Source organism: Mycobacterium paraffinicum (assembly GCF_001907675.1).
In the GTDB taxonomy this organism is placed as follows: domain Bacteria; phylum Actinomycetota; class Actinomycetes; order Mycobacteriales; family Mycobacteriaceae; genus Mycobacterium; species Mycobacterium paraffinicum_A.
Genome location: NZ_MPNT01000011.1, coordinates 157,537 through 181,045 on the forward strand (window position 1 = coordinate 157,537; position 23,509 = coordinate 181,045).

Sequence of the window (23,509 nt, forward strand, 5' to 3'; positions counted from 1 at the left end):
GAACGGCCGATGGCCATCGTCATGAGTTTGAGCTGCATATATTGCGTAAATGCGTCCTCTGGTCGACTATATATGTGTGAGTGAGATGACGGCTGTGGCAGGTGCGGAGATCCTGGGGGTTTCGGCGCGGCAGGTCGCGCGGCTTGCCCGTGCGGGGGAGTTGACGGTGACGCGGACGGTTGGCGGTGCGTTGTTGTTGGATGGTGCGTCGGTGCATCGGCTGGCAAACCAGGTCCGCCACAATGGGCGCCCATGGACGCCGGCCACGGCGTGGGCGGCACTCGCGTTGCTCTCCGGTGAGCGTGTGGATTGGCTGGACGCCTCGGCGTTGTCGCGGCTGCGGCATCGGCTGCGGGCTGGCGGCGCGTCGCAGTTGTGTTGGATGACGCGTCGCCGCGCGTCGGTGCTTCGGATGCGTGGGTGGGGCACCGATACCGGGCTGCTGGCCTCGGGAGTCAGTGCATTGCACGATGAGGCGATGTCGCAGCTGTTCGATCTCACGGCTGTCGATGGGCGAGTCGAGGGTTATGTTCGTGCTCGCGATTTGGCCGGCGTGGTCGGCGCGGCCGGGCTTATCGATGACGTGGGGGGTGACGTGATCGTGCGGGTGGTGCCTGAGGATGCCGGCTACGCGGTCGACCACATCGTGACGGCCGCGGTGGCGGTCGACTTGGCCGAGTCGCTGGACACCCGTGAGTCTGCTGCGGGGATCGGTGTCCTGGAGGATCTGCTCGACCGGTTTCGTTCCGGTGACACCGGCCGGCGCGTGTCGGGACGACGGGACCGATGAGTCCGCAGGCCGAGAATCGACCGCTCTGGCAGGTGGATGCCCCGGCCGGCGGATGGCCGTCGCCGTGGCCGCAGCTCGTCGAGATCGCCCACGCCGTCCCCTGCACGCAGTGGACGCTGGTGGGTGGATTGATGGTGCAGCTGCATGCGGTGCGGGCGGGGTTGCCGCTGACCCGCGCCACGCGTGATGTGGACATGATCCTGCACATCGAGACCGGAGCGGCGACATTTGGTGGTGTCCGGCGTGACTTGGAACGCCTCGGATATCGCCTGCGTGAACCCGTCGGCAGCGGGCCGGTACACCGTTTCGTCCGTGGTGCTGGCGACGGCGAGACGGTCGATGTCATGGTGGCCGATCGCCTTCCGCTCAAGCTTCATCCGAAGGTGTTGCAGCGGAAGGTGTTTGCCGTCCCGGGTGGGACTTCGGCGCTGCGCAAGACGGTCAACTGTGAGGTGACTGCCGGCGCGGGCGCCGTCACGCTCAGCATTCCTGACGTGCTGGGCGCGTTGGTGCTCAAAGGCGCTGCCTACCTGGATGACTCGCGTGATCGCGGTCGCCATCTCGATGACGCGGCAGTGCTGGCCTGCGCAGTGACCGATCCGGTTGGTGATCGCGCTCGGATGATTGGCAGCGACCGCAAACGTATCGCCGCGCTGTGGACGATGCTCAGTGATCTTGGCCATCGATCGTGGATAGCTACGGGGACAAACTCACGACGAGGGCACGCAGCACTGCGAGTCCTGAGCGGCGGCTGACAATCCTGGGTGTTATCAGTGCTTCGAGTGTCCTAGCTGTCGGGAGGAGCTCCTCCCGACAAATCGCTGAGTTGGTTGTATCGCGCAAGTACGCGCTCCAGCGCGGATTGGAGACGATCGCGATGTGCGGGCAGCGTAGGGATCACCCGGTGGAGTTCTCGGCCAACTTTCTTCAAGGCTTCGTGCATGGATAGAAGTACGTAGTTGGCGTGCACGCTGGTGGAGACGAGAGCGTCAGTCGCGGCTAGCGCATTGTCGATATCGTCAGTATGGAGTTGGCACACGATCATCAACGCGTCGAGGAGCACGCCGTTTTCGATTGACTCATTGGCTTCCCGCCATAGGAGTACGTGACGAAGGAGTTCCTCAAACTGCCCCGCCTCGTAGAGACGATTCGCGAGATTGTTCTGTATCGCACCGCCAGGATTCGCAGAGGGGTCACTGTCCGCGATGCCGGCGAGTTCGGTCCGCGCTCCGGCTAATAGCGGCGAATTGCGGTGCAGATCGGTGCGATTGAGGTAGCTGAGGGTCTCGGCGGCGATTACGTAGCCGAACCTGCGTTTCGACTCGTCCGCGCTGGCTGTAGCTTCGCGAACCGCGACCAGGAGTGGGTTCACGAGTGTGGAGACCATCTCCGGGGCTGCCTCGCCGATGGATAGATCGCCGATCATGTTGCTGAGAATCTTGGCTCGGATGAGTCGCGCATGTTGCTCATGCAGCCACGGCGCCAGGTCCTGTGTTGCGGCATGACCGAGTTCAAGTGCCTGCTGCAGCCTGCCACGACTCGCTGCGCACGTGCTGAGCTCGGCGCGCAGAAGTGCTTTTGCGTAGGTGAATACACGGAGACTCTGCCTCGACATCGATGATAACGGCTCGTTCTCCGCGATGAGCGCCAGAAGATCATCGGCGTGGACGCGAAGCTGTTCGACTGCGAAGAATTCGCCTTGGTCGCGCAACTTTCCCAGCCACCCGACAAGGAAGTACATGAATACGGTGCACTGGGACTCTAGATAGCCGTGGGGTACAGCGGCCAAGTATGACCGGCGGAGAATGTCGTGTACGAGGGGATGGACCGCAACCGTCTCACTGACGGGTGTGCGGTTACCTTCCCCGTCGTTCACAACTCGCTGAGCGATGGACTGCGTGCGCAACGCAGACAGAACTCCCCGACGAACAGCTTGATCTACCTCGGTTGGTACCGGGAGGTTCGCAAGATCGACGTAGACTGATTCGTCTGTCGCCTGCAGAACGAAGTTGAGTGGCAACAGTTCTGGTGCAAGCAGACAGCCGATCTCCACGACGGCCCGCGCCGACCTGCCGTACACCTGCCCGGTTCGCGTGCCTTTTGCCAAGCTGCGGGCGGCATGCTGGATAGCTGCAAACGCCGTCGACGGGAAGCCGGGCGGTATCGATGCATCGTCGGCGAGCGCTTCCAAATCGCTGAAGTACTGCAAAGCCAACTCGTCGAGTTGACCCTCAGTGTTCTTGAAGTAGATCGCAGACATGCTCACAGCCAAGGGCACCAGACCCAAACGGACAACAATCTCGCGGATCGAATCGCGGGCACGGTCGAGATCTGCGGGCCCGATATCCGCATACGCTGCAAAGCAATCGATGGCTTCATCTTCGGTGAACTCAGCCACTTCGATAACCGGAGCAGTTGGCCACCAGTTGAGACTGTTATTGGATGCGACGATAATCGAGCCGTAACCTCGCGACGGGATGTATTCCTCGATATCTGTGCGGTTTTGGAGTCCATCGAAGATGAGCAACCAAGGGCCCGGGTGGCGGCCGAGGATGCCGGCGAACACCGGCCCGATTGTCGTGCCACCTGGGACGGTCTCGTTCAACTGCTCAATCAGATTGCGGATCTGCGGTTCGATGAAGTCAACGTCGCGACAGTCGACCCAACATATGAACGCGTACGAGATGGCTTCAATATGGCAATAGTCCGATGCAAGAACGGTTTTCCCGTTTCCTGTCCGGCCCGCTAACACCACGCGAGAAGGAGTCGACACTTCCTTCGTAAGGTCGAGATGGCTTTGAATCTCATTGAGGTAGCCCAGCCTGGGAACGGTCGACAGATAGTTGGGGATGTTGGTAATCGGTAAGCCCCAATCAAATCCGCCGGCGACTTGCGCGATCGCTGCGTCCGGCATGACGAGCTTGTCGAGGAGATCGAGGGCGGAAATTCTGCTTGGTTCTGTCCCCGCCGCAGCGCTGAAGATGAAGTCGACAAGGATCGAGACCAGCAGCTGGCAGGTGACGGTGCCTGGCGAGCGTCCACGCTCCACGCGGAAACCTTTGATCAACTCCGTGATTGAGTCGAACAACTCAGCCGTGCTTCGCGAGTCGAAGATGATGCGCGGTTCCGCAGCTCCAACAGGTGCCTGCGGGCCCGACGGCCAGGTGTACTCCGTCCGGCTCGCATAGGTCGTTTGCTCTATCGCCGCGTCGGCCAGGACGGGCGAGAGGGGCTTGTTCGTGAGCAGAATTCTCTCTTCAGCGGGGTGGATCACAAGTCGGTCGAAGACTTCTCCCGCAGCAGCCGGTTGCAGTGGGTGATCATCGGGCTCAGAGGACGACTTCACCTGCACGTTGTGCGATGGCTCGTCGTCGATCTCGACCGCGAAGTCGACTACATCGTCGTCTTTGCCATCGTCCTTCCTATGCAGCGGCTCGATCACCAGCGTCGTGTGCGGTATCAGAGCGAGGTTATTTCGAAGGAAGCCCAAGACGTATTCGGCCGTTACGAGGTACTGGTACCTGAGACCGAAGGCTGCGATACCACCGCCGCCCAACGCGACCATTCTGCTCCCCGTCGTTGTCAGGTACTTGGTCGCCAGACTATCCACCACAGTCCGGCTGAACCTTTACGTCCGCCAGTGTCACCAGGACGCGGCGCATTGAATCGCGGTGAGTCCGGAGACATGTCGAAGCAATTCACGGTCCTCTTGAATCCGTTACTAATCGGCAGGTCTGATCGCCTGCGACCTCGGTGGTCGCAGTGGTGAGTTCTTCGCGGCGGTGCTTTCGCCGCCGGCGTTAGTTGTGGGGGTCCGTGTCGGTGTCGAGTGGACGTAAGCAACCACGAAAAATCCGCTCCGATGCAGTTCGGAGCTGATTTACGGACACTGCCAGCTAACAAGATTGTGTCCGAGGGGGACTTGGCCATCTGCGACACGGGTCGAGACCTTTCAACTGAGTCTGACCTGACCAGTCGAGTTTGCGACGTGAGTCATCGGGCGTGCAGTGGATGCAAGCGTAGCGATCTCTCGTGCTGTTGCAGAGGGGGCGCACCGCTGCCACAACCGTGAGCATGGGCGTAGCTTCCCGAATCAGGGCGCCGACGCCGGTCCTTGATCAGACAAACGGACTTCAGATCGTCCTCGGGAAGGTCCGCCCGTTCCGCCTCGCCGAGGCTCATCTACAGACCTCTAATCATTGCTCAGCATCAGTAATCACTGCTCAGCATCAGGCGGTCTGACGGGTCACGTCGGGTCGGTTCGGGGTCGAAAAGATCAGGAGGTGGGGCCACATCCGTTTACGGACATAGACATGTCGGCTCGGTGAGCTACGAAGAATCATGCATTTGACATGAATTATCTCTGTTGCTAGGAACAGATTATCGCGACCAGCCAGATCACACTCGGAGCGCAAAGCCAGTGTCGAAAAGTGCAAACTATGTCGGGAGCTCGACAAAGATGGTGACGATTCCGATGTGCTACGTGACCCCGGAGGCTTCGCCGCGCCCACACGCCAGCCCAGACAGAGGCTTCTGCGGTGCGGGCAGGAGGTTGTGAAGTGGTTGACGACTTCGATGACGCCGCTGTGGTGGCTGGCACGGCGCAGCGGGTCGGTCGGTTCCGGTTTTTCCTTGATGGCCAGCGCTGGGAGTGGTCAAAGGCGGTTGCCCGGATGCATGGCTATGAGCCGAGAACGGTGACACCGACCACCGAGCTGCTCCTGCTGCACAAACATCCCGACGATCGCCAGCAAGTCACGGCTGTTTTGGATCGGGTGCTGCAGGGGGAGCCCTTTAACAGTCGGCACCGCATCATTGACACGGCCGGGCATACCCGCTTTGTGGTCGTGGTGGGTGACAGCATGGTCGACGAGTCGGGTTCGGTCATCGGCACTTCGGGGTTTTACCTGGATGTCACCACGGGCGATTCGGGAGGACATCACCACGACGATCTCGGAGACGGCGGTTGCGCGGGGGCAGATTAATCAGGCCCACACAGGTGTTCATCGTCGCCTACGGCGCTCGGGCCGCGCGCCTTCGATATCTTGGTGGCTGTTCCCAGGCGACCAACATCAAATTTCGACAATGGCGTGACCCTGCCCGATCGACTGGCCCGAGTCGATCACGCACTGTTCAGCATCGACTTGCACCACCTGCGGCCCGTCCGACGCCTGCAGGGCCGTTCGACGTAGCCAGGTTCTCGGGAGACGACCGCCTACCGGCCCAGGCCGTGCTTTCAGCGCAAACCTGCCCTTACAGCTTGTGGAAGTTTTCCGCTTGTGTTATCAGAAATATATGTCTGCAGCCATCGATCGTTATCCCTGATCGGGAGGTGGAGTCCCAACACCGCAGTAACGGTGAACTGGCGTCGGCAGCGACGGCCTGGGCCGAAGATCTGCCCGCGGCGGCTCGCGCGGCAACAGAGGCTTTTGTTTATTTGATGCGCCAATACCGGGTGCGCCCCTATGACATCGCCACGACTTGTAGTTCACGATTCGCGGATCGCGACGCGCCGCCCGCAGGGCGCTCTCACTTTGAGATCGTGTGCCATTTCGACGTGGCGGCACCATTTTGGCCCTTGACCGCCGACGCCGATCAGGTCTGCGGTTACGCCATTAGCTCCGATGGGCACTGCATCCGGTATGAGCGAACGTCCTTCTCAATAAGCCCGTATGCCTTCGGGTTTATTGAGCAGCGGGCTGAATTCGCCCCCGGCTGCCGAGAAGTGATCCGCCGCGCGACAGCAAGCAACCCTGCCTTCGTGTGCAAGGTGCTGCCTGCCCGCTCCGCTGTTCATGTTATCGCGAAGTATCTGATTGATGCAGCAGTGACACTAATCGAACGCCGCGGGCCCTTGGCGGTCGAGTAAATTATCGGGTGGGGTGCAGTGGGGCCAATGACCAGGCCGATTGGGTCGAGATGTGATCGGACAGCCTTACTTGCCGTCAACTTCTTTATGGCCGACATGTCGGCCGGCATGGGCCCGTTTTTGGTGTGGTGTTGCAGAGTCGTGGTTGGGGCACCGCCGCTACCGGTATGGTGGTCACCCTGGGTGCCATTGTTGGCATGGTCGCGGTCGCACCGGCGGGAGCGCTGGTTGATGCGACCACGCGCAAGCGGGCCTGTGTCGTCGCCGTCGGCGCGTGCACGGTGACGGCCTCTGCGCTGATCCTCTCGGCGCGACAGTTTTGGGTCATCGGTGCTGCGCAGGCCGCCATGTGTATTGCTGGGGTGACGATGGTGGCGTCCGGAATCCGGTGTAAATGAGGCCGATGAAGGTTCTGGCTTCGGTGGTTGATGTGACGCCGTGGCGCTGGCGGTTTCGGTGGTGTTGTTTGGGCAGTCCTGGTTGTGCTGGGGTCGCAGTTGGCGGGGTGGTTGCAGCAGGCTGCGGCGTAGGTCTTGCAGTTGACGCAGCCCCGCGGGGGTCATGGCGAGGCCGCGCCAGCCGCGGGAGGCGCGGTCGAGGACAGCCCAGGCGATGCTGATGCAGCTGGTTTCTCCGGGGAAGCGGCCGATTACCTTTGCGCGGCGCCGTGTTTCACCGAAGGTGCGTTCGATGAAGTTCGAGTGGCGGATGCGGTGATGGTGTTCGGCCGGGAACCTCAGATAGGCGGTCAGGCCTTCGCGATCGGTCAGCACGATCTTCATCGCCGCCGGATACGTGGTGCCGTAACGCTCGGCGAACGCGGTCAGCCGGGCGTCGACGAGCTCGACCAGGCGCGGACCGGGCCCGGTGTTGACCTCGGCGGTGTCAAAGCAGGCCCAGTAGCCGTCGCGGATCTCGGCCTGCATCCCGGCGGGGATCTTGACCAGAATATTGCGTAGCCGGTGGATGAGGCAGCGTTGCCGCAGCGCGGCCGGCAAGACCTGCTCGATCGCGGCAATCAGGCCGGCCGCGCCGTCGGAGATGACCAGCAGCGGGCACCCCAAGCCCCTGTCGCGCAGGTCGGTCAAGAAATCGGCCCAGGCGTCGGTCGACTCGCCGGCACCAGGGGCCAGGCCGACGAAGACGGGTTTGCCGTCGGTGGTGATGCCCCAGCCGGCCAAGACCGGCTCGGCCGGCGAGCCAGGATGTATCCGGAAGAACGACGCATCCAAGAACAGGTAGTCCAGCACCACCTCGTCGAGCCTCCGCGCCGCCCAGCTGTCGTACTCGGTCTTGATCGCCTGGCATACCTCGACACCGTTGATTTCGAGATCGCGGCCTGATCACCGAGCGCGTCGGCCAGGGTGGCCTCCACATCGCGCACCGACAACCCCCGCACGAATGAGGCGATCACCAGCGACTCCAGTGCGTTGGTCTTGGTGACGTGCTTGCCGAACAATCGCGAAGCGAACGCGGTGGTCGTGTCACGCAGCTTAGGCCGCTCCAAAGTGACCGGGCCGGCGGTGGTCTTGACCGTCACCGGCTGATAGCCGTTGCGTGACCCGGGCTGGGCATCCGGTGCCGCGGCGGCGCGCTGGCAGCGCTCCCGGCCCAGGAACTCGGTCACCTCGGCCTCCAGCGCGGCCTGCATCAGCAACTGCGCGCCGAGGCGGGCCACCTCCTCCAAGATGTCGGGCAGCTCACGATCGGAGGCGAACAGCTCGTCGATCTTGGCGCGAACACGATCGGTCGGTGATACTCGTGCAGGCACGGGCGTAGGTCCTTTCACTTCGATGACTTGGCGGTCTCGAAGCAGAACCTACGCCCGGCCCCCTTTTACACCGGCTTTCGGACGCGACCTCGCCCCGACAGTGATTGGCATCACCCTTGGTGTGGTGGGCCAGGCCGGGTTCACCGGCCAGAACGGTCGCGACCAGGCCTGGAATCACGCTGGCAATATGGCCGGTGCTGCGCTGTCGGGGCTGCTGGGCTGGCAGTTCGGGTACCCCGCGGTGTTTTGGTTGGCGGCGGCCGGCCACAGGCAGGTCGGTCAATGGCCGCGTCACGGTGTCGCGATACCTGCCGTCGCGCCCACAGTCCGGACAACGCGGATTCCTCACCACGGGGGTGCAGAAGATCGTGGTCTGGGTGTCGTCGACGGCGGCGTCGGTGATCGTCACCCCCAACTCGATCGTGCGCATGATCGTGTCGGCAACAACAGAGCGCGGGCAGGCATTGGCCTCGCGCAACGGGTCCCCTCGGTGGTGTTGGTGGAGCTTGGTGTAGGAACCCGCATCGTCACCCACCGAGGGCCCGCCTCAGCTCACCGACACGACACCCTTCCCCAGCGTTCCGCTAACCACCGGTGCACGCTCGATCACGAAGAGCCGGTTTGGCCGCGGCGCCAGCTCGTGAGTGGTGCTGGCTAACGCTGATTCGTCTCGCGATCGGTGGTGATCGCGCTCGGCTTTTAGGCACTCAGCAACGGGCCTCGTTGCGGCCGTCGTCGTGTGTGTGGCGGGCGGGGTGTCGGTGACGGTTGGGGTGTGTGGCGGGCGCGTGCACAGCGGGCCATAATTAGCACTCAAGGAATCGAAGTGCTAACGCTTGTGGATGTTGGGAAAGGAGGAAATCCGAGTGCGCAGCATCGATTTCGTGCAGGGTGTGTCGACGCATTCTCGGCCCGATGGTCGGGCCCGGCGGTTGCGGATTGTGCAGGTGGCGCCGCCGTATTTCGACGTTCCGCCGAAGGGCTATGGGGGTGTGGAGGCGGTGCTTGCTGATCTTGTGGATGCTTTGGTTGCTCGTGGGCATGAGGTGACGGTGTTGGGGGCTGGTGAGTCGGGCACGGCGGCGCGGTTTGTGTCGTTGTGGGATCGCACGATTCCGGATCGGCTTGGTGAGCCCTATCCGGAGGTCATGCATGCATTGAAGGTTCGTAACGCCGTCGCGGACCTCGCGGCGGATCAGGGCGTCGATATCGTGCACGATCACACCTTTGCCGGTGTGCTCAACGTGCCCGTCTACCGGGGGCTGGGCTTGACGACGGTGGTGACGGTGCACGGCCCCATTGATGCCGATCTGTACCCGTACTATCGCGGATTGGGTGCAGACGTGGCGTTGGTGGCGATCAGCGATCGCCAGCGCGAATTGGCCCCGGACCTGAATTGGGTTGGGCGCGTGCATAACGCGCTGGAGGTCGAGCAGTGGCCGTTTGAAACCGACAAGGGCGACTATGCGTTGTTCTTGGGCCGTTTCGCCCCGTATAAGGGTGCGCACCTGGCCGTGCAGGCCGCCCACGAGGCGGGCGTGCCGCTGGTGTTGGCGGGCAAGTGCTCGGAAGCGTCGGAGAAGGCCTACTTCGATCAGCGGGTGCGTCCGCTGCTGACCGGCAGCGATCACGTGTTCGGTGAGGCTGACGCGGTCAGCAAGCGCAAGCTGCTCGCCGGTGCGCGGTGTTTACTGTTTCCGGTTCAGTGGGAGGAACCGTTTGGGATCGTGATGATCGAGGCGATGGCCTGTGGCACGCCAGTGGTGGCGTTGCGCGGCGGAGCGGTGGCTGAGGTTCTCATCGATGGAGTCACCGGTGTGATTTGTGAGCAGCCGGCTGAGCTGCCGGCCGCGATCGAGCGGGCGGGCAGTCTTGACCCGCACGCGTGTCGTCGGCATGTCGCGGCGAACTTCGATGTGGCGCAGTTGGGTTCGGGCTACGAGCGGATCTATCGCCGGCTGCTGTACGGCGAAGAGATTACTCGGGCGGCGAGCAACCCGATATCCCGGCGGCGTGAGTCGACGGATGAGATGGTCACCGCATGAGTGACGCGCCCGCGGCGTTCAACACCAGTGCGCCGGCGCGTCTGGGGGCCGGCGCTGACACCGTCACCCTGGTGGAGGGGTCGACGTTTTGCCTGTCCGATTGTCTCGGCGACGTGGTCGCGGGCCGCGCGCATGGGTTGTTCTTCCGCGACGCGCGGGTGTTGTCTCGGTGGGAGCTTCGGGTCGACGGCCAGCCGCCCGAACCGCTGTCGGTGCAGCCGTCGGCGGGGTTTGCCGCGCAATTCGTGTTGCGCCGCGCCCCGCGCGGCGGCCAGGCCGACAGCACACTTCTGCTGGTTCGGGAGCGGCTGGTGGCCGACGGGTTGCGCGAGACCATCTCGGTGGAAAACCTCGACCACGAACCCACCGTGGTGGTGTTGCAGTTGCACGTCGACGCCGATTTCGCGGACCTATTCGCCGTCAAGGAGGGCCGCGCGGCGCGCGGTGGCGCCGAGGTGGCCGCCATCGACGGTGAACTGGTGCTGTTGGAGTGGGGCGATCGGGTCCGCGGCCTGCGGGTGACCGCCTCGGGGGAGCCGGTGGTGGCACCGGGGTGGCTGACCTGGCGGGTGGTGGTGGCTGCCGGCCAGCGCTGGCACACCGAGATCCTCGCCGAGCCGACGTGGGCCAACAACACCGTGCGAACCCGATTCCGTCGCGGCGAGAACCTGCAGTCCAGTGCCCCGGCGCGCAAACTGGAGGCCTGGCGGCACACCGCGACCACCGTGGAGGCGGGTCATCGCGTGCTCACCGAGGTGCTGCGGCAAACCGAAAGCGACCTGGGCGCGCTGCTGATGCATGACGAGAGCGGTCAGGGTCGTTCGTTCGTGGCCGCCGGAGCGCCCTGGTTCATGACGTTGTTCGGCCGCGACAGCCTGCTGACCGCGTGGATGGCGTTGCCGCTGGACGTCGGATTGTCGGTGGGCACCTTGCAGCAGCTTGCCGCGGTGCAGGGCCGGCGGGTGGACCTGATCACCGAGGAAGAGCCGGGGCGGATCATGCATGAGATCCGCCGCGGCCCGGCCAGCACCGACGTGCTGGGTGGCGCCGTCTACTACGGGTCGGTCGACGCCACCGTGCTGTTTGTGATGCTGTTGGCCGAAGCGTGGCGGTGGGGCGCCGACCCGTCAGTGGTACGCTCGCTGCTGCCGGCCGCTGATGCGGCGCTGTCGTGGGCCCAGCGTTACGGCGATCGTGATGGTGACGGGTTTATCGAGTACCAGCGCGCCACCGACCGTGGCCTGATCAACCAGGGCTGGAAAGACAGCTTCGATGGCATCAACGACGCCACCGGCCGCACCGCCGAGCCGCCGATCGCGCTGTGCGAGGTGCAGGGCTATCACTACGCGGCCCTGCTGGCGCGCGCCGAGCTGGCCGAGGCATTCGACGACCCCACGGGAGCCGGGCAGCTGCGCGAGCGCGCCCAGGCGTTGCGCACGCGGTTCCTCGAGGCGTTCTGGTTGCCGCAGCGCGGCTGGTACGCGGTGGCCCTGGACCGGCGCAAACAGCCCGTCGATGCGTTGACCAGCAACGTCGCGCACTGCCTATGGACCGGTATCGCCACCGATGAGCACGCCGCAACGCTGGTCAAACACCTGGCATCCGGTGAGATGGATAGCGGGTTCGGGCTGCGCACCCTGGCCACCACGATGGGCGCTTACAACCCGATGAGCTACCACAACGGCGCCATCTGGCCGCACGACACCGCGATCGCGGTGGCCGGGCTGCTGCGCTACCCGCATGTGCGCGAAGCCCACGTCCTAGCCCACCGGTTGGCTAACGGCCTGCTGGATGCCGCCGACGCGTTCGGCACCCGGCTGCCTGAGCTGTACTGCGGATTTCCCCGGTCGCAGTTCGGTTCACCGATCCCGTACCCCACCTCGTGCTCACCGCAAGCCTGGTCCAGCGCCGCGCCGGTCCTGCTGCTCAGATCGTTGCTGGGACTCGAACCGCACGTGCCGGCGCGCCAGATAGCGGTCACACCGCATCTGCCCGAGGCGTGGGGCCGCGTCGTGCTGACCGACCTGCGCCTGGGAGACGCCAGCATCGATCTGGAAGCCGAGGGTGACACGGTCAAAATACATCGGATGCCCGAGGACTGGCAGCTGCTCAGCTCCTCAGCATGACCCAGGTATCGCCGCGCTCGCTCCGTGCGCGGCACCGCCTGATCCGTAATCATCTGATGGTGTGGATTCGCTGCTGCCACAACGCCGCCCCCGACATGCGCACACAGACCCGCAGCGGGTATTGCCCGCCGCGGGTGCCGCAACCAGCGTCCTAGGCGGTTTCTGTGGGTGATTGCACGACTTGGCCTTCGATGACGTGTGGTGCCGCGCCGTGGGCGACCTCGATGCGGCGCGGCTTGGCCCCTTCGGCCAGCGGGATGCTGACGGTGAGCACCCCGTTTTCGTACGTCGCGCTGATCACTGAGGCGTCGATGCCCTCTCCCAGCCACAGATGCCGACGGTATTCGCCGAAGAACCGTTCGGCGGTCAGCCACTGCACCGATTCCTCGGAGCGGGCGGTGCGCCGCGCCGACACCGTCAGGGTGCCGTTGTCCACGCTGACGTCGATCGACCCCGGATCGACCCCGGGCAAATCGGCGGTCAGCACATAGTGGTCGTCGATCTTGCACAAGTCCATCGGCATGAACCGAGGACCGCGGCTCGACCCGACCGGCCCGGCCAGCACGTCACGCACCAGAGCGTCGAAATCAGTGAACGGATCGAAACGCAACACAGCAATCCACCTCCTGTCACACTCGGTGCCCGCCACCCTGGCGGGCAGCAAAATTACTGTGCGCCAACAACTTTAGCGCTCTCACCGGCCCGCTGCCAGACGCCGCCAGGCCCGCCGGCGCGCGGCCCTGCACCGGATACGGGCAACGACCGGTGTGCCAGAGCGGAACTCCATCGCAGCGCCCCGCAGCCCAGCTTTCACCGCCCCGACACGGGACCGGATGGGATGGTGGATGAGAACTGGTCGGGATTAGGGATGTGACGCGGCGGGAAACGGTGTTGTCCCGGAAGGCTTTCTCGGCTTCCCCTCCACCGCACACTGGGTGTCACCTCCATGGCAGTGCCCGCGAGCCCCATGGGGCCCCCGGACCATATCGCCGGGCACGTACCTTCCCCGTGACGGGTTGGATCCCTCGCTCACGTCGCCTCGACGGGGGCAGAGGCCAGTGAGATGTGGTTGCCGGTGCGACGCAGCATGGGCGCGAACCCGAGCCAGATGGCCAGCGATCCCATCGACAATCCGCCAAGCATCACGAAAGCCGCTGAAAAACCAAATATTTGGGCGGTGAACCCGCCGAGCACCGGGCTGAGAGCTCCCCCAAGTCCTTGGGCGGCCATGATCGCGCCTTGGCCGACGTTGATGTGGCCGGTGCCGTCGAGGATGCGGGCCACCAGCCCGGGCACCGCTACGGACAACATGCCCGCCCCGACGCCGTCGAGGATTTGCACCGGTATCACTCCCCAGGTCGTGATGACTCCGGCGGCGACGAGCGCGCGGATGGGTAAGGCGCTGAACGCGATCAGAATGGCTAGCCAGTAGCCATGAGTTTGCACAATCCTCATGGCCGCCAGGGATGCGGGGATCATCACGGCCTGTGCCACCACGACGGTGCTGGCCACGGTGGTGAACGCGTTGGCGTGGGTGGCGACAACGGCTAGCCCGTAGAGCGGCAGCATCGCCGCATTACCCAGCCAAAACAGCATCACGGCGGCGGCCAGCGCCAACAGCGGCCGGGACTTTACCAACACCCGTAGTCGTTTGACCGGGGGCTGCTCGCCGGCCAAGATCTCGCCGCGCGCGACATGATGGTTGATGCGACCGGCGGGGATTCTCAACACCGCGAGGACGGTGACCACCGCAAAGGCTGCGGCAAGCCAGAACACTCCGGCGTATCCGAACACCCAGCCCAGCAGACCTCCAATCGCGGCGCCGGCCATGTTGCCGGCGTGGTTGTACGCCTGATTGCGACCGTTTTGGCTGATAAACCCGGCCTGGCCCACCAGGCCCAGTGTGATGCCAATCACCGCCGGGGCGATCATCGCCCCGGAAACGCACATAACAGACTGCGCGGCGGCGACCACCCAAAACTGCCGCGACGTCAAAATCACCGCCGAAGCCGCCACGGCCGCTAGACCGACTACGATCACACAGGCGCGTTTGCGGGTGGTGGCATCAACCAGCGCCCCCGCGGGCGCCACCGTGCACATGCCGACAATCGCACCCAAGGTGATAACGGTGCCAATCGCCCCGGTGGTCCAGCCGCGGCTCGCGAGCAAGACACCCAGGAACGGGCCCATGCCGGCTTCCATGTCCGCCATGAAAAAATTGACCGCCTGCAGCGCGGCGCGATCCCGGATCGGCACCGTGAGCATCGACGTGGCTTGGCTGGCCATCCCCTGAATACTCAGGCATCGAGTCGGATCTTCGCAATGCGATCGCACCGGTTCACGGCCGGGTGGGAAACGGTAACTTGACCGACCACGGGCGCTTCGCTTTTGGCACATCGGGCACCAGGGGGCCCAGAGCCACAGCATCGCCGGCGGCTTATCCACCAGGCTTTGCCGGTGGAAGTCCTGCCTGTCCAGCGGTAATCCGCAAGCTCGCCAGCGTCCACGCTAACCTGCTCGGCAACGTCGCCCATCCCATCGGCGCCCCGACTAGCGGAGACAGAGATTTCATCCAGTTCCCCCCGACACGGGGCTAGCCGCAGGCTAGCCAGTGGTGCCGGCGTCGCGGTCGTCGTCGGGCCAGGCAACGATGATGGCTTGATCGCTGACGTCGATGGGGTTGGCATCACGCTACAGGGGGTCGGCGAGGTGGTCACGATCGAGGCCGTCCTCGGTATCGGCGTCGACGGGCTGCTGCTGTTCGACGGCGTCGCCGATGGGCACATCGTCGGGCAGTTGACAGTTTTCGACGTTGATCCTCATCGCTGACGGGCTCCCCTTCCTCGAGTCGCCACCAGGTGTTCATTGCCCGGGCCGGTGTGGCGCAGGCGGGCGTTTTCGGACCTGAGGTGGCTGAGGTCGGACTCGAGTTCACCGTTGAGGTCTTGCAACGCCAGGATCTGGGCGATTCCGGCGATGTTGACGCCACCGGCGACCAGGGCACTGATGCGCTGCAGGCGCACCACGTCGTCATCGCTGTAGCGGCGGGTGCCCCCGCCGGTCCGTGCCGGGGTGAGCAACCCGCGCCGCTCGTAGAGACGCAGGGTCTGCGGATCCAGACCGGTGAGCTCGGCGGCGACCGAGATCGCGTACACCCCGCGCCCTGGACGTGGCCGCTGGTCGTTGGGCAATGGGCGCTCCCTTTCGGTCGATACTCCGCTCTTGCCTCAACCTAACACCAATGCTATATGAAAGCTATGTTGGCTCGCATAGATCACCCACGGTAATGATCGGGAACGATGGGGCCGCGGTTCACCCTCCCGGCCTGCGTAGCGCTACAGCTGAGCTGGCGGTAATGGTGGGGCAGTCAGGGGTCGGGGGCGGTCGGGCATCGCTTCACGTCGCCATCGGTGCACGCTGGGACGCGCGTCCTATCGCTGCACAACGCGTAATTTAGGCCATTCACCCGCGGCGGCTCCCGGTTGCCGTCATGGCCCGGGAGCCACCGCATTCACCGTCGGGCAGGTGTCGGGGCGGGCACCCGGCAATGCTGATCCGCAGCACGGCGGGGTTATCTGCGGAGCGCCCCGGCGCGGATTCGCAGGGTTGATGCTCCTCGCTGCCTGGGCGGGCTGGCCCGCGCCGGCTGCTATCGATGCTGTGCCATCGAGCACCACCTCCGCAGGCACCACCTCCGCAGGCACCACCTCCGCAGGCCTTGGAGAACCGGTGAGCAGCACGGCGCACACGGTGCGCGCGGCCATCGGGCACCGCCTGCCCGCAGGCGCGCTGACACGCTCGGGCAAGCGCAGCACCCGATGACCACGGATCTTGTGGGTGACCCGCCAGCCCACACCTTGCGTGCCGACGCCGGCGCTGCGGGCAACACCTCGGGCTCGGGGGCGGCGGTGGACTCACCCGACGACCTGAGCGAGACGCCGGGCACACAACCCCATCGCGTCAATCGTGGTGTCGATGGGGGCCGCGGGGCTGACCCGGCCAGCGGGGGTGTTGACGCCGCCCGGTGCGCAGTGATCAGCGCGATCACCAGCCGCATCAGCGAAAAACGCTTGAGTGCAGCACAAGCCGCCCTCATCTTGGGGCTCACCGGGCCCCGAGTGACCGCTCTGTTCAACGGGTATGTCGACACTTTCAGCCTCGACGAGCTGATCAATCTGCTGCCCGCACTTGAACTGACTATTGAGGTGGTGCCCCAACCGCAGCAATGACTCGTCGCGATCACCTGCCGGCCCGGTGCCGGCGTTGCTCAGCCGCGCCAGGTGATCACACTCCGAATCATCGGGCGCGGCGCAGGCATCGGCGGGCTTGCACGTCGGCCGGCCTGCGACGAGCGTCACAGCGTCCAAGCCACTCCGCTGTCCATGGCCATGGGAAAGTCCCCATCTGTGGCCATTAGAAAGTCCCCACTGGTGGCCAGGTAGAAGTCCCCACTCCTTTGCGGGCTCGTCGTGTCATTTCCGGGAGCTGAGGGCCTGGGCGGTGACGGTGATAGCGCCAACTGTCACCTGATCACCGCCCAGGGAGCTCTATTGAAGTCTGCAAGGGAGCGTATGAACATCATTTCGGCGTATCACCAGGTCGGGTCGTATCGCGGCGCGGCCGAGCTGTGCGGTACTACCCACAAGACGGTCAAGCGGGTCATCGAGCGGGCCGAGGCCGGCGGCGCGCCCCCGAGGGAACCACGGCCACGCAACCTCGACGCGTTCACCGATCTAGTCGCCACCCGAGTCGAGAAATCACACGGCAAGATGTCGGCGAAGCGGATGCTGCCGATCGCCCGAGCTGCCGGGTATCAGGGCTCGGCCCGTAACTTCCGTCGCCTGGTAGCCGAGCAGAAAGTATTGTGGCGCAACGCTAACCGGCATCAACGCCGTCCGGCGGTCTGGTCACCCGGTGATTATCTGGTGATGGACTGGGCCGAAGCTGCACCGGGGTTGATGGTGTTCTGCGCGGTGCTGGCCTATTCGCGGTGGCGGTTTGTGCGGTTCGCCGCCGACGAGAAAGCCTCGACCACGCTGGCGATGATCGCCGAAGCCCTCGAGGCGATCGGTGGGGTTCCGGCCAAAATCCTGGCCGACCGGATGGGCTGCCTCAAAGGTGGTGTCGTCGCCAATGTTGTTGTTCCAACACCGGATTATGTGCGATTCGCGTCCCACTATGGCTTCGTTGCGGACTTCTGCCACGGTGCGGATCCGCAATCGAAGGGCATCGTGGAGAACCTCTGTGGCTACGCTCAGGACGACCTTGCGGTACCGCTGCTGACCGAAGCTGCGTTAGCCGGTGAGCAGGTCGACCTACGTGCCCTCAACGCCCAGGCGCAACTGTGGTGCGCCGAGGTCAACGCCACGGTCCACTCGGAGATCTGCGCCGTGCCCAACGATCGCTTGGTTGACGAGCGCACCGTCTTGAGGGCGCTGCCCTCGCTGCGGCCGACGATCGGCTCCGGGTCGGTGCGCCGTAAGGTCGACGGCCTCTCGTGCATCCGTTACGGCTCAGCTCGTTACTCGGTGCCTCAGCGGCTCGTCGGTGCCACCGTGGCGGTGGTGGTCGATCATGGCGCCCTGATCCTGTTGGAACCTGCGACCGGGGTGATCGTGGCCGAGCACGAGCTCGTCAGCCCAGGTGAGGTGTCCATCCTCGATGAACACTACGACGGACCCAGACCCGCACCCTCGCGTGGTCCACGCCCGAAAACCCAAGCAGAGAAACGATTCTGCGGATTGGGAACCGAAGCGCAGCAGTTCCTCGTCGGTGCTGCCGCGATCGGCAACACCCGACTGAAATCCGAACTCGACATTCTGCTCGGCCTTGGCGCCGCCCACGGCGAACAGGCTTTGATTGACGCGCTGCGCCGGGCGGTGGCGTTTCGCCGGTTCCGCGCTGCCGACGTGCGCTCGATCCTGGCCGCCGGCGCCGGCACCCCACAACCCCGCCCCGCCGGCGACGCGCTTGTGCTCGATCTGCCTACCGTCGAGACCCGCTCCCTGGAGGCCTACAAGATCAACACCACCGACGGGACGGCCTCATGACCACCGCTGCCAAGCCGGTGGCACCGTCCTCGGCGGCACCGCTGGCTGCTGACCTTGACGCGGCGCTGCGGCGGTTGAAGCTGGCCACGGTGCGCCGCAACGCCGCCGAGGTGTTGCAAGTCGCCAAGACGCAACGCTGGACACCGGAGGAGATCCTGCGGACGTTGGTTGAGGCCGAGATCGCTGCCCGCGATGCCTCCAACACCGCCAACCGCCTCAAGGCCGCAGCGTTCCCGGTCACCAAGACCCTCGACGGGTTCGACGTCACCGGATCGTCGGTCACCGCAGCCACTTTCGACTACCTGTCGAGCCTGGAATGGATTCGGGCACAACAGAATCTGGCGGTCATTGGCCCACCTGGTACGGGCAAAAGTCACCTGCTCATCGGCTGCGGGCACGCCGCCGTCCACGCCGGATTCAAAGTCCGCTACTTCACCGCCGCCGACCTGATCGAGGTCCTCTACCGCGGCCTGGCCGACAACACCGTCGGCAAGATCATCGACACCCTGCTCCGCGCGGATCTGGTCATCTTGGACGAGATCGGCTTCGCCCCGCTCGACGACACCGGGACTCAACTGTTGTTCCGGCTCGTGGCTGCCGGCTACGAGCGCCGCTCGTTGGCCATCGCCTCGCACTGGCCCTTCGAACAATGGGGGCGATTCCTGCCCGAGCACACCACCGCCGCCAGCATCCTCGATCGGCTGCTGCACCACGCCAGCATCGTCGTCACCTCCGGCGAGTCCTACCGGATGCGCCACGCCGACCACAAGAAGGGAGCCACCAAGAATTAGCCAATCACCCGCAACGGAGTGGGGACTTCTGCTGGCCACCAGCGGGGACTTCTACTTGGCCATTGACACTCCGCAGGGCAACACAGCCCCGGCCTGCCGAACACCCTGAGAGGCACCACGATTCGATGGCTAGTACATGCGATTGCAGCAGCCAAAGCGCACCGGCAGCCGGTGTGGCTGTACGGGCTGCTACCCGCAAGCGTTACGTGCGACACCCAGCAGGGCTTCGTCGCCTGACCCGCGAAACACAGATTGGAGGAACGTGAGCACCGATCACAGCACGCCAGATCCGCGCCGCAGTGCCGACCGGATCCTCGACACCGCCGAGGGCGTACTGATCACGCTGCGCCGATACCACCTCAACCAGGCCTTCATCGAGTTAGCGCGAACATCCAGACGCCACGCGATCCCCCTAACCAGCTTGGCTGATGCGCTGGTCGCCCTGGCCCAAGGCCAATCCACGGCTGACTGCGAAAAGCGCGCGGTGCACATCGCCCGGGCGACGTGGGGCGCACTGCTCGACGGCAACGAGCGCTATCACCCTGCAGAACGCGACGCAGCGCCGTGTGACCTCCGACCAACCCGCTCTGGGCAGCCATCCACCTCGACACGTCGCCACCGGATCGTCGGTGATGTGCGCTGAGCCGCTGCTGACTGAGCTGGGCCAACGGTTCCAGGGCTTGTTGAACGCCGCGCTCACCAAGGGTATCGCTCCCCCCGGTCGATCTGGTCTTGGTCCCCGCACGATGGACGCGGTGGCCGTGGTGGCCTGTGAGCATCCCGAAGCCACCCCCGAACACATTGCCCACGCCTACGACATGTTCTTGACCGAACATGGCACAGGCCACCGTTGAGCGCGGGATTCGCTTGCGCCGCAGGCGTGCTGGGGTTTAGCTTTAGCCGCGCCCGTCGCGGTGTAATCTATCGAGTTCACCGTGCAGGGCAGCGATAGTCTGGTCGCGTTCACGCAGTGCGGCCCTGAGCTCGGCGATCTGGGTGTCCTTGGCAGTCAGCCGGGCCGCAGCGCAGCCACGATGCTGGTTTCGGTCCCCGGCGGTGGTGGGTCGTGGGAACGGCCACGACCGGGCGGTGGGCGTAGATGAGAGCCAGCAGGTCCTCGCGGCGGTAGATGCTCTTGCGTGTTACCCCGGCGCGGCGGGCCACGCTGCTGACGGTGATCGTGGCGTTGTGCTTACGCAGCTCGCGCAGCGCCTTCTCAATTCGGGCGCGCACGGCGTCGCGGCGCTTGATACCAGTAGAGAAAGTTCTCACACCGCTGGTCGGGGGCCGGTGTATGAGCGTTTGCGCGCCTGCTGCCCACGGGAGCTCGCTGTGGCGGCGAGGAGCGAGGAGAGCTCTGGGTTGTCGTGGGACCCCGGGGTCGTGAGGTCCCTTGAGGTGTGGGCTCTGACTGGTCGTAGACGGGCTGGTGTGGCGGCGGACGGAGGGCGAAGCGTAGCGACCGGCGCGGACGGGAGCGCCAGCGGACGGGAGCCCAGGGAGCGGAGCGAAGCCCGCAGGTAATCGTCGCATGGCGTGCTCGCCAGACGTTGCGCTCGGTGTCGCGGCGTCGGCTGTGAGCTGCGCCGTGGCGGAGGGACTCGTAGGCTTGCGGGTGTGAGCGGGGTTCTGGCGCAGCGTGGACGGCGCGAGGCTGAGTCGCGGTTGGCAGGGCAGTCTGGGCGGTTGGCGCATGTGCGCGGCGTGGTGACGGCAGCGCAGCAGTTTGGTCGCCATTTCGATGCAGAGACTGCCGATTGTTTGGTGGCGGCGGCGTGGCTGCACGATATCGGCTATGCGCCGTCGGTGCGCCGGACGGGTTTTCATCCGCTCGATGGAGCGGAGTTTGTTCGATCGGCCGGCTTTGGGGAGCTGGTTGCGTCGTTGGTGGCGTTTCATACCGGAGCGCGTGTGGAGGCATCCGAGCGCGGTCTAGAGGGGTTGTCAGAGTTCAGTGATCCGCCCAGCGACGTCCTGGATGCGTTGACGTTTTGTGATTTGACGACCGGGTCGGACGGGGCACCCGTTTCAGCCGATGATCGATTGAGCGACGTGTTGGCTCGCTATGGGCCTGAGGATCCGGTGCATCGCGCGGTCGATGCGGGCCGCGAGGAGCTGTTAGCCGCTGTCCGGCGAATGCGGGACTGGCTCTAACCGCCCGTGGGTCAGCCGAGATAGGGACTGTCGCGGTGCTGTGAGTAGTGATCGATGCGCAGTCGCATCGAGGGGTGCATATCCAGGGTGGGGATGTCGTCAGGGTGGACCCAGGCGATATCGGTGCTTTCGTGGTCTATGGCCAGATCACCGCCGAGCAGGGTGGTGGTGAAGCACAGGGAGAATTGTTGGCGGACTTCGCCGTCGGTGAACGCCACGACGTGGTGTGGGTTGGTGTAGACGCCGACCAGGGCGGTGACTTCGACGTCGAGACCGGTTTCTTCTTTCACTTCGCGCACGGCGGTGCCTGCGATCGTTTCGCCGATGTTGTGTCCACCGCCGGGGAGCGCCCACAGGGTGTTGTCGCGGCGTTTGATCAACAGAATGCGGCCTTGTTCGTCGGTGACGATGGCCGAGGCGGACGGGACCACGCTGTTGGGCTGGGGAGCTTCGGGGTCGTTGTAGTAGTCGGTGCGCATTGAGGATCAGCCTTTCGTTGGCAGTGGGGTGGCGTTGTCCCAAACGCGGGCAAATGCTTGTTCGAAGGTGGCCCAGAGTCGGGGTTCTTGGTGGCGGGACAGCACGAGGACGGGATTGTTGCGTCCTGGTGAGCCATAGATGTGGAAGTTGATGATCATAGTGTCGTCGACCCGGAAGGTTGATGTGTATAGGGTGGTGTCGTGGGTGCGGATGTGCAGCCCCGGTGAGTTGGCGTGTGGAGTGAGCAGTTCGGCGGAGGTGCGGCACCGTGCGATGACGGCTTCACCGATGCCTTCTTCCTCACCGCGCAGGATCGTGGTGGCGGTGTCGGGGTCGCCGATGAGAAATCGCACCTGAACGCCACGGGCGGCGGCGTCGAGCAGGGTGTCGAGAAATCCGTCGAGCGTGTCGAACAGGAACGTGGCAGCCAAGACGAGTATGTCGATACAGATGGTTGCGCCGGCGAAATGCTGCTGCCACGCGGTGATCGGTAACTGCGTGCGGCTGGGATATAGCGTCGCGGTGAACGGCCCGCCCGAGTTTGTCGCCAGCGCGCGTCCGGTAAAGGGTTGGAACTGGTTGGGCCACAGGTCGTGCGGGCTGCAGCCGAGCACGTCGGCGGCGCGGCGTGCATTATCGGGGCGGACGTTGTAGTTGGTGTTGGCTAGCCACCGGCGCACGGTTTTGACGTCTACGCCCACCGCAGTGGCGAACCGCCCATGGGACATCCCCTTGGCGTGCAGCCGTTGCGTGAGGCGATCGTTGGGGATCACTGCGGTGTCGATGCAACCGTCCTGATCGTCCATCGTCTCAGCACATGTCTTTCGGTGTTGATCCTGTCCATCACTAGCGTGGTTCCTAGTTTGCCATGGGGCTGGCGCCTCCCTGCTGCGGTGATGTCTGCCTGGTGTCGGCAGCTATGTCCCTGTCGTGCCCGAAATGTCTGGGGCCGTGTCGGCAACGCCTGCAAACGTCCCTCGCAACGTCCGCGGTGTCCGCGTGAACTGATTCGAGCGCCTCATCGGGCGCATTCAGATCACGAAAGGAATAGCAGGACAATGCGATTGAGAATTGATACATCGGGGACGCGATTCATCGTCACCAGGGCTGCCGAGCCGCGGTTGAACTTCGAGACCGGCAGCCCGAAAGTCGACACCGCGACCGGGGTGCCGTTGTACGCAGCGCAGCTGCTGGCGTTGGACGACACCGGCGGCGAAGTGCTCAACGTGACGGTGGCAGGAGATCCGAAAGTGTCGGTGACACAGGCAGTATCGGTGTCGGGTCTGGTGGCCATTCCGTGGGCTCAAGGTGATCGCAGCGGCGTGGCCTTCCGCGCTGATGCCATCACCTCCACCACACCCGCAGGTGCGCCCAACGAACAGGCCCGCCCGCAGAAATAAACCACGATTTTGGGGCGCGGCGCCCATACGGTC

Annotated in this window: 21 protein-coding genes and 2 pseudogenes; 15 read left to right on the plus strand and 8 right to left on the minus strand. The window is 64.6% G+C overall.

Annotation, left to right across the window (positions count from 1 at the left end; translation table 11 throughout):
- Positions 1-85: 85 nt before the first annotated feature.
- Together BRW65_RS14355 and BRW65_RS32910 are read left to right on the plus strand one after the other, a co-directional pair.
- Complete coding sequence (locus BRW65_RS14355) at positions 86-790, plus strand: hypothetical protein (RefSeq protein WP_080691182.1); 705 nt, start codon at positions 86-88, stop codon at positions 788-790.
- Positions 787-1,545, plus strand: a complete 759-nt coding sequence (locus BRW65_RS32910; protein WP_071509895.1) for a hypothetical protein — start codon at positions 787-789, stop codon at positions 1,543-1,545. Before BRW65_RS14355 ends, BRW65_RS32910 begins: the two co-directional genes overlap by 4 nt.
- Before the next feature lie 32 nt (positions 1,546-1,577).
- Here the strand turns inward: BRW65_RS32910 and BRW65_RS14365 are convergent, their stop codons facing one another.
- Positions 1,578-4,403 carry a hypothetical protein gene (locus tag BRW65_RS14365; RefSeq protein WP_051445878.1) on the minus strand — a complete coding sequence of 942 codons (2,826 nt, stop codon included), beginning with the start codon at positions 4,401-4,403 and terminating at the stop codon, positions 1,578-1,580.
- 946 nt (positions 4,404-5,349) lie between these two features.
- Here BRW65_RS14365 and BRW65_RS14370 point away from each other — a divergent pair.
- A complete protein-coding gene (locus tag BRW65_RS14370; RefSeq protein ID WP_051445881.1) occupies positions 5,350-5,775 on the plus strand; it encodes a PAS domain-containing protein in 426 nt (141 codons plus the stop codon).
- 275 nt (positions 5,776-6,050) lie between these two features.
- A complete protein-coding gene (locus BRW65_RS31305) occupies positions 6,051-6,659 on the plus strand; it encodes a hypothetical protein (protein ID WP_133058024.1) in 609 nt (202 codons plus the stop codon).
- A 434-nt stretch (positions 6,660-7,093) separates the two neighbouring features.
- On the opposite strand, the pseudogene BRW65_RS32915 reads toward BRW65_RS31305, so the two are convergent.
- Positions 7,094-8,430, minus strand: a pseudogene (locus BRW65_RS32915) (IS256 family transposase); the annotation flags it as partial.
- Between the two features lie 296 nt (positions 8,431-8,726).
- Here BRW65_RS32915 and BRW65_RS31725 point away from each other — a divergent pair.
- From BRW65_RS31725 to BRW65_RS14395, 3 genes are all read left to right on the plus strand, one after another.
- Positions 8,727-8,945, plus strand: a complete 219-nt coding sequence (locus BRW65_RS31725; protein ID WP_042911646.1) for a hypothetical protein — start codon at positions 8,727-8,729, stop codon at positions 8,943-8,945.
- Between the two features lie 351 nt (positions 8,946-9,296).
- Positions 9,297-10,475, plus strand: coding sequence for a glycosyltransferase family 4 protein (locus BRW65_RS14390; protein ID WP_372506962.1), 1,179 nt, complete (start codon positions 9,297-9,299; stop codon positions 10,473-10,475).
- A complete protein-coding gene (locus BRW65_RS14395) occupies positions 10,472-12,601 on the plus strand; it encodes an amylo-alpha-1,6-glucosidase (protein WP_042911647.1) in 2,130 nt (709 codons plus the stop codon). The genes BRW65_RS14390 and BRW65_RS14395 overlap by 4 nt, the downstream gene beginning before the upstream one ends.
- 151 nt (positions 12,602-12,752) lie before the next feature.
- Here BRW65_RS14395 and BRW65_RS14400 read toward each other — a convergent pair whose 3' ends face one another.
- Both BRW65_RS14400 and BRW65_RS14405 read right to left on the minus strand, forming a co-directional pair.
- Positions 12,753-13,214 (minus strand): Hsp20/alpha crystallin family protein, encoded by a 462-nt coding sequence (locus tag BRW65_RS14400; protein ID WP_042911648.1) that lies wholly within the window; start codon positions 13,212-13,214, stop codon positions 12,753-12,755.
- A gap of 416 nt (positions 13,215-13,630) precedes the next feature.
- Entirely contained in the window at positions 13,631-14,887 is a 1,257-nt protein-coding gene (locus tag BRW65_RS14405; protein WP_230493386.1) for an MFS transporter, read from the minus strand.
- Between the two features lie 372 nt (positions 14,888-15,259).
- Here BRW65_RS14405 and BRW65_RS31730 point away from each other — a divergent pair, with 372 nt between their 5' ends.
- Positions 15,260-15,430 (plus strand): hypothetical protein, encoded by a 171-nt coding sequence (locus tag BRW65_RS31730; protein WP_155250296.1) that lies wholly within the window; start codon positions 15,260-15,262, stop codon positions 15,428-15,430.
- On the opposite strand, the gene BRW65_RS14410 is transcribed toward BRW65_RS31730, so the two are convergent.
- Positions 15,421-15,792: a MerR family transcriptional regulator gene (locus tag BRW65_RS14410; RefSeq protein WP_073875675.1), complete on the minus strand. Its 372-nt coding sequence runs from the start codon at positions 15,790-15,792 to the stop codon at positions 15,421-15,423. The two genes, BRW65_RS31730 and BRW65_RS14410, sit on opposite strands and share 10 nt — an antisense overlap.
- A 627-nt stretch (positions 15,793-16,419) precedes the next feature.
- Between BRW65_RS14410 and BRW65_RS30960 the strand changes: the two genes are divergently transcribed.
- The 5 genes and pseudogenes from BRW65_RS30960 (at position 16,420) to BRW65_RS14435 (ending at position 20,296) form a co-directional block, all read left to right on the plus strand.
- On the plus strand, positions 16,420-16,830 hold the full coding sequence (locus BRW65_RS30960) for an XRE family transcriptional regulator (protein WP_080691186.1): 411 nt from the start codon (positions 16,420-16,422) through the stop codon (positions 16,828-16,830).
- Positions 16,831-17,151: 321 nt separating this feature from the next.
- A pseudogene (istA, locus tag BRW65_RS14420) lies at positions 17,152-18,651 on the plus strand (IS21-like element ISMav1 family transposase).
- A complete protein-coding gene (gene istB / locus BRW65_RS14425) occupies positions 18,648-19,442 on the plus strand; it encodes an IS21-like element IS1612/ISMav1 family helper ATPase IstB (protein WP_073875679.1) in 795 nt (264 codons plus the stop codon). The pseudogene istA and the gene istB overlap by 4 nt, the downstream one beginning before the upstream one ends.
- Positions 19,443-19,704: 262 nt before the next feature.
- Positions 19,705-20,085 carry an ANTAR domain-containing protein gene (locus BRW65_RS31320; RefSeq protein WP_071509897.1) on the plus strand — a complete coding sequence of 127 codons (381 nt, stop codon included), beginning with the start codon at positions 19,705-19,707 and terminating at the stop codon, positions 20,083-20,085.
- Positions 20,075-20,296, plus strand: a complete 222-nt coding sequence (locus BRW65_RS14435; protein WP_071509898.1) for a hypothetical protein — start codon at positions 20,075-20,077, stop codon at positions 20,294-20,296. The genes BRW65_RS31320 and BRW65_RS14435 overlap by 11 nt, the downstream gene beginning before the upstream one ends.
- Before the next feature lie 109 nt (positions 20,297-20,405).
- Here BRW65_RS14435 and BRW65_RS14440 read toward each other — a convergent pair whose 3' ends face one another.
- Positions 20,406-20,675, minus strand: coding sequence for a hypothetical protein (locus tag BRW65_RS14440; protein ID WP_208859410.1), 270 nt, complete (start codon positions 20,673-20,675; stop codon positions 20,406-20,408).
- Between the two features lie 384 nt (positions 20,676-21,059).
- Here BRW65_RS14440 and BRW65_RS14445 point away from each other — a divergent pair, with 384 nt between their 5' ends.
- Positions 21,060-21,596 carry an HD domain-containing protein gene (locus BRW65_RS14445; RefSeq protein WP_042911649.1) on the plus strand — a complete coding sequence of 179 codons (537 nt, stop codon included), beginning with the start codon at positions 21,060-21,062 and terminating at the stop codon, positions 21,594-21,596.
- An 11-nt stretch (positions 21,597-21,607) separates the two neighbouring features.
- Here the strand turns inward: BRW65_RS14445 and BRW65_RS14450 are convergent, their stop codons facing one another.
- Positions 21,608-22,075, minus strand: coding sequence for an NUDIX hydrolase (locus BRW65_RS14450; RefSeq protein ID WP_042911650.1), 468 nt, complete (start codon positions 22,073-22,075; stop codon positions 21,608-21,610).
- 6 nt (positions 22,076-22,081) lie between these two features.
- The gene (locus BRW65_RS14455) at positions 22,082-22,882 is read right to left on the minus strand and encodes a helix-turn-helix domain-containing protein (RefSeq protein WP_042911651.1); all 801 of its coding nucleotides are present in this window, start codon (positions 22,880-22,882) and stop codon (positions 22,082-22,084) included.
- 252 nt (positions 22,883-23,134) lie between these two features.
- On the opposite strand from BRW65_RS14455, the gene BRW65_RS14460 reads away from it, so the two are divergent.
- Positions 23,135-23,476 (plus strand): hypothetical protein, encoded by a 342-nt coding sequence (locus tag BRW65_RS14460; protein ID WP_042911652.1) that lies wholly within the window; start codon positions 23,135-23,137, stop codon positions 23,474-23,476.
- Positions 23,477-23,509 lie beyond the last annotated feature (33 nt).

What these genes read in the sequence shown, in the direction of transcription:
- BRW65_RS14450 (WP_042911650.1), bottom strand. Translation starts at nt 22,075, where the DNA reads ATGCGCACCGACTACTACAACGACCCCGAAGCTCCCCAGCCCAACAGC.
- BRW65_RS14455 (WP_042911651.1), bottom strand. Translation starts at nt 22,882, where the DNA reads ATGGACGATCAGGACGGTTGCATCGACACCGCAGTGATCCCCAACGAT.
- BRW65_RS14355 (WP_080691182.1), top strand. Translation starts at nt 86, where the DNA reads ATGACGGCTGTGGCAGGTGCGGAGATCCTGGGGGTTTCGGCGCGGCAG.
- BRW65_RS14460 (WP_042911652.1), top strand. Translation starts at nt 23,135, where the DNA reads ATGCGATTGAGAATTGATACATCGGGGACGCGATTCATCGTCACCAGG.
- BRW65_RS30960 (WP_080691186.1), top strand. Translation starts at nt 16,420, where the DNA reads ATGACCACGGATCTTGTGGGTGACCCGCCAGCCCACACCTTGCGTGCC.
- BRW65_RS14435 (WP_071509898.1), top strand. Translation starts at nt 20,075, where the DNA reads ATGTGCGCTGAGCCGCTGCTGACTGAGCTGGGCCAACGGTTCCAGGGC.
- BRW65_RS14395 (WP_042911647.1), top strand. Translation starts at nt 10,472, where the DNA reads ATGAGTGACGCGCCCGCGGCGTTCAACACCAGTGCGCCGGCGCGTCTG.
- BRW65_RS14405 (WP_230493386.1), bottom strand. Translation starts at nt 14,887, where the DNA reads ATGGCCAGCCAAGCCACGTCGATGCTCACGGTGCCGATCCGGGATCGC.
- istB (WP_073875679.1), top strand. Translation starts at nt 18,648, where the DNA reads ATGACCACCGCTGCCAAGCCGGTGGCACCGTCCTCGGCGGCACCGCTG.
- BRW65_RS32910 (WP_071509895.1), top strand. Translation starts at nt 787, where the DNA reads ATGAGTCCGCAGGCCGAGAATCGACCGCTCTGGCAGGTGGATGCCCCG.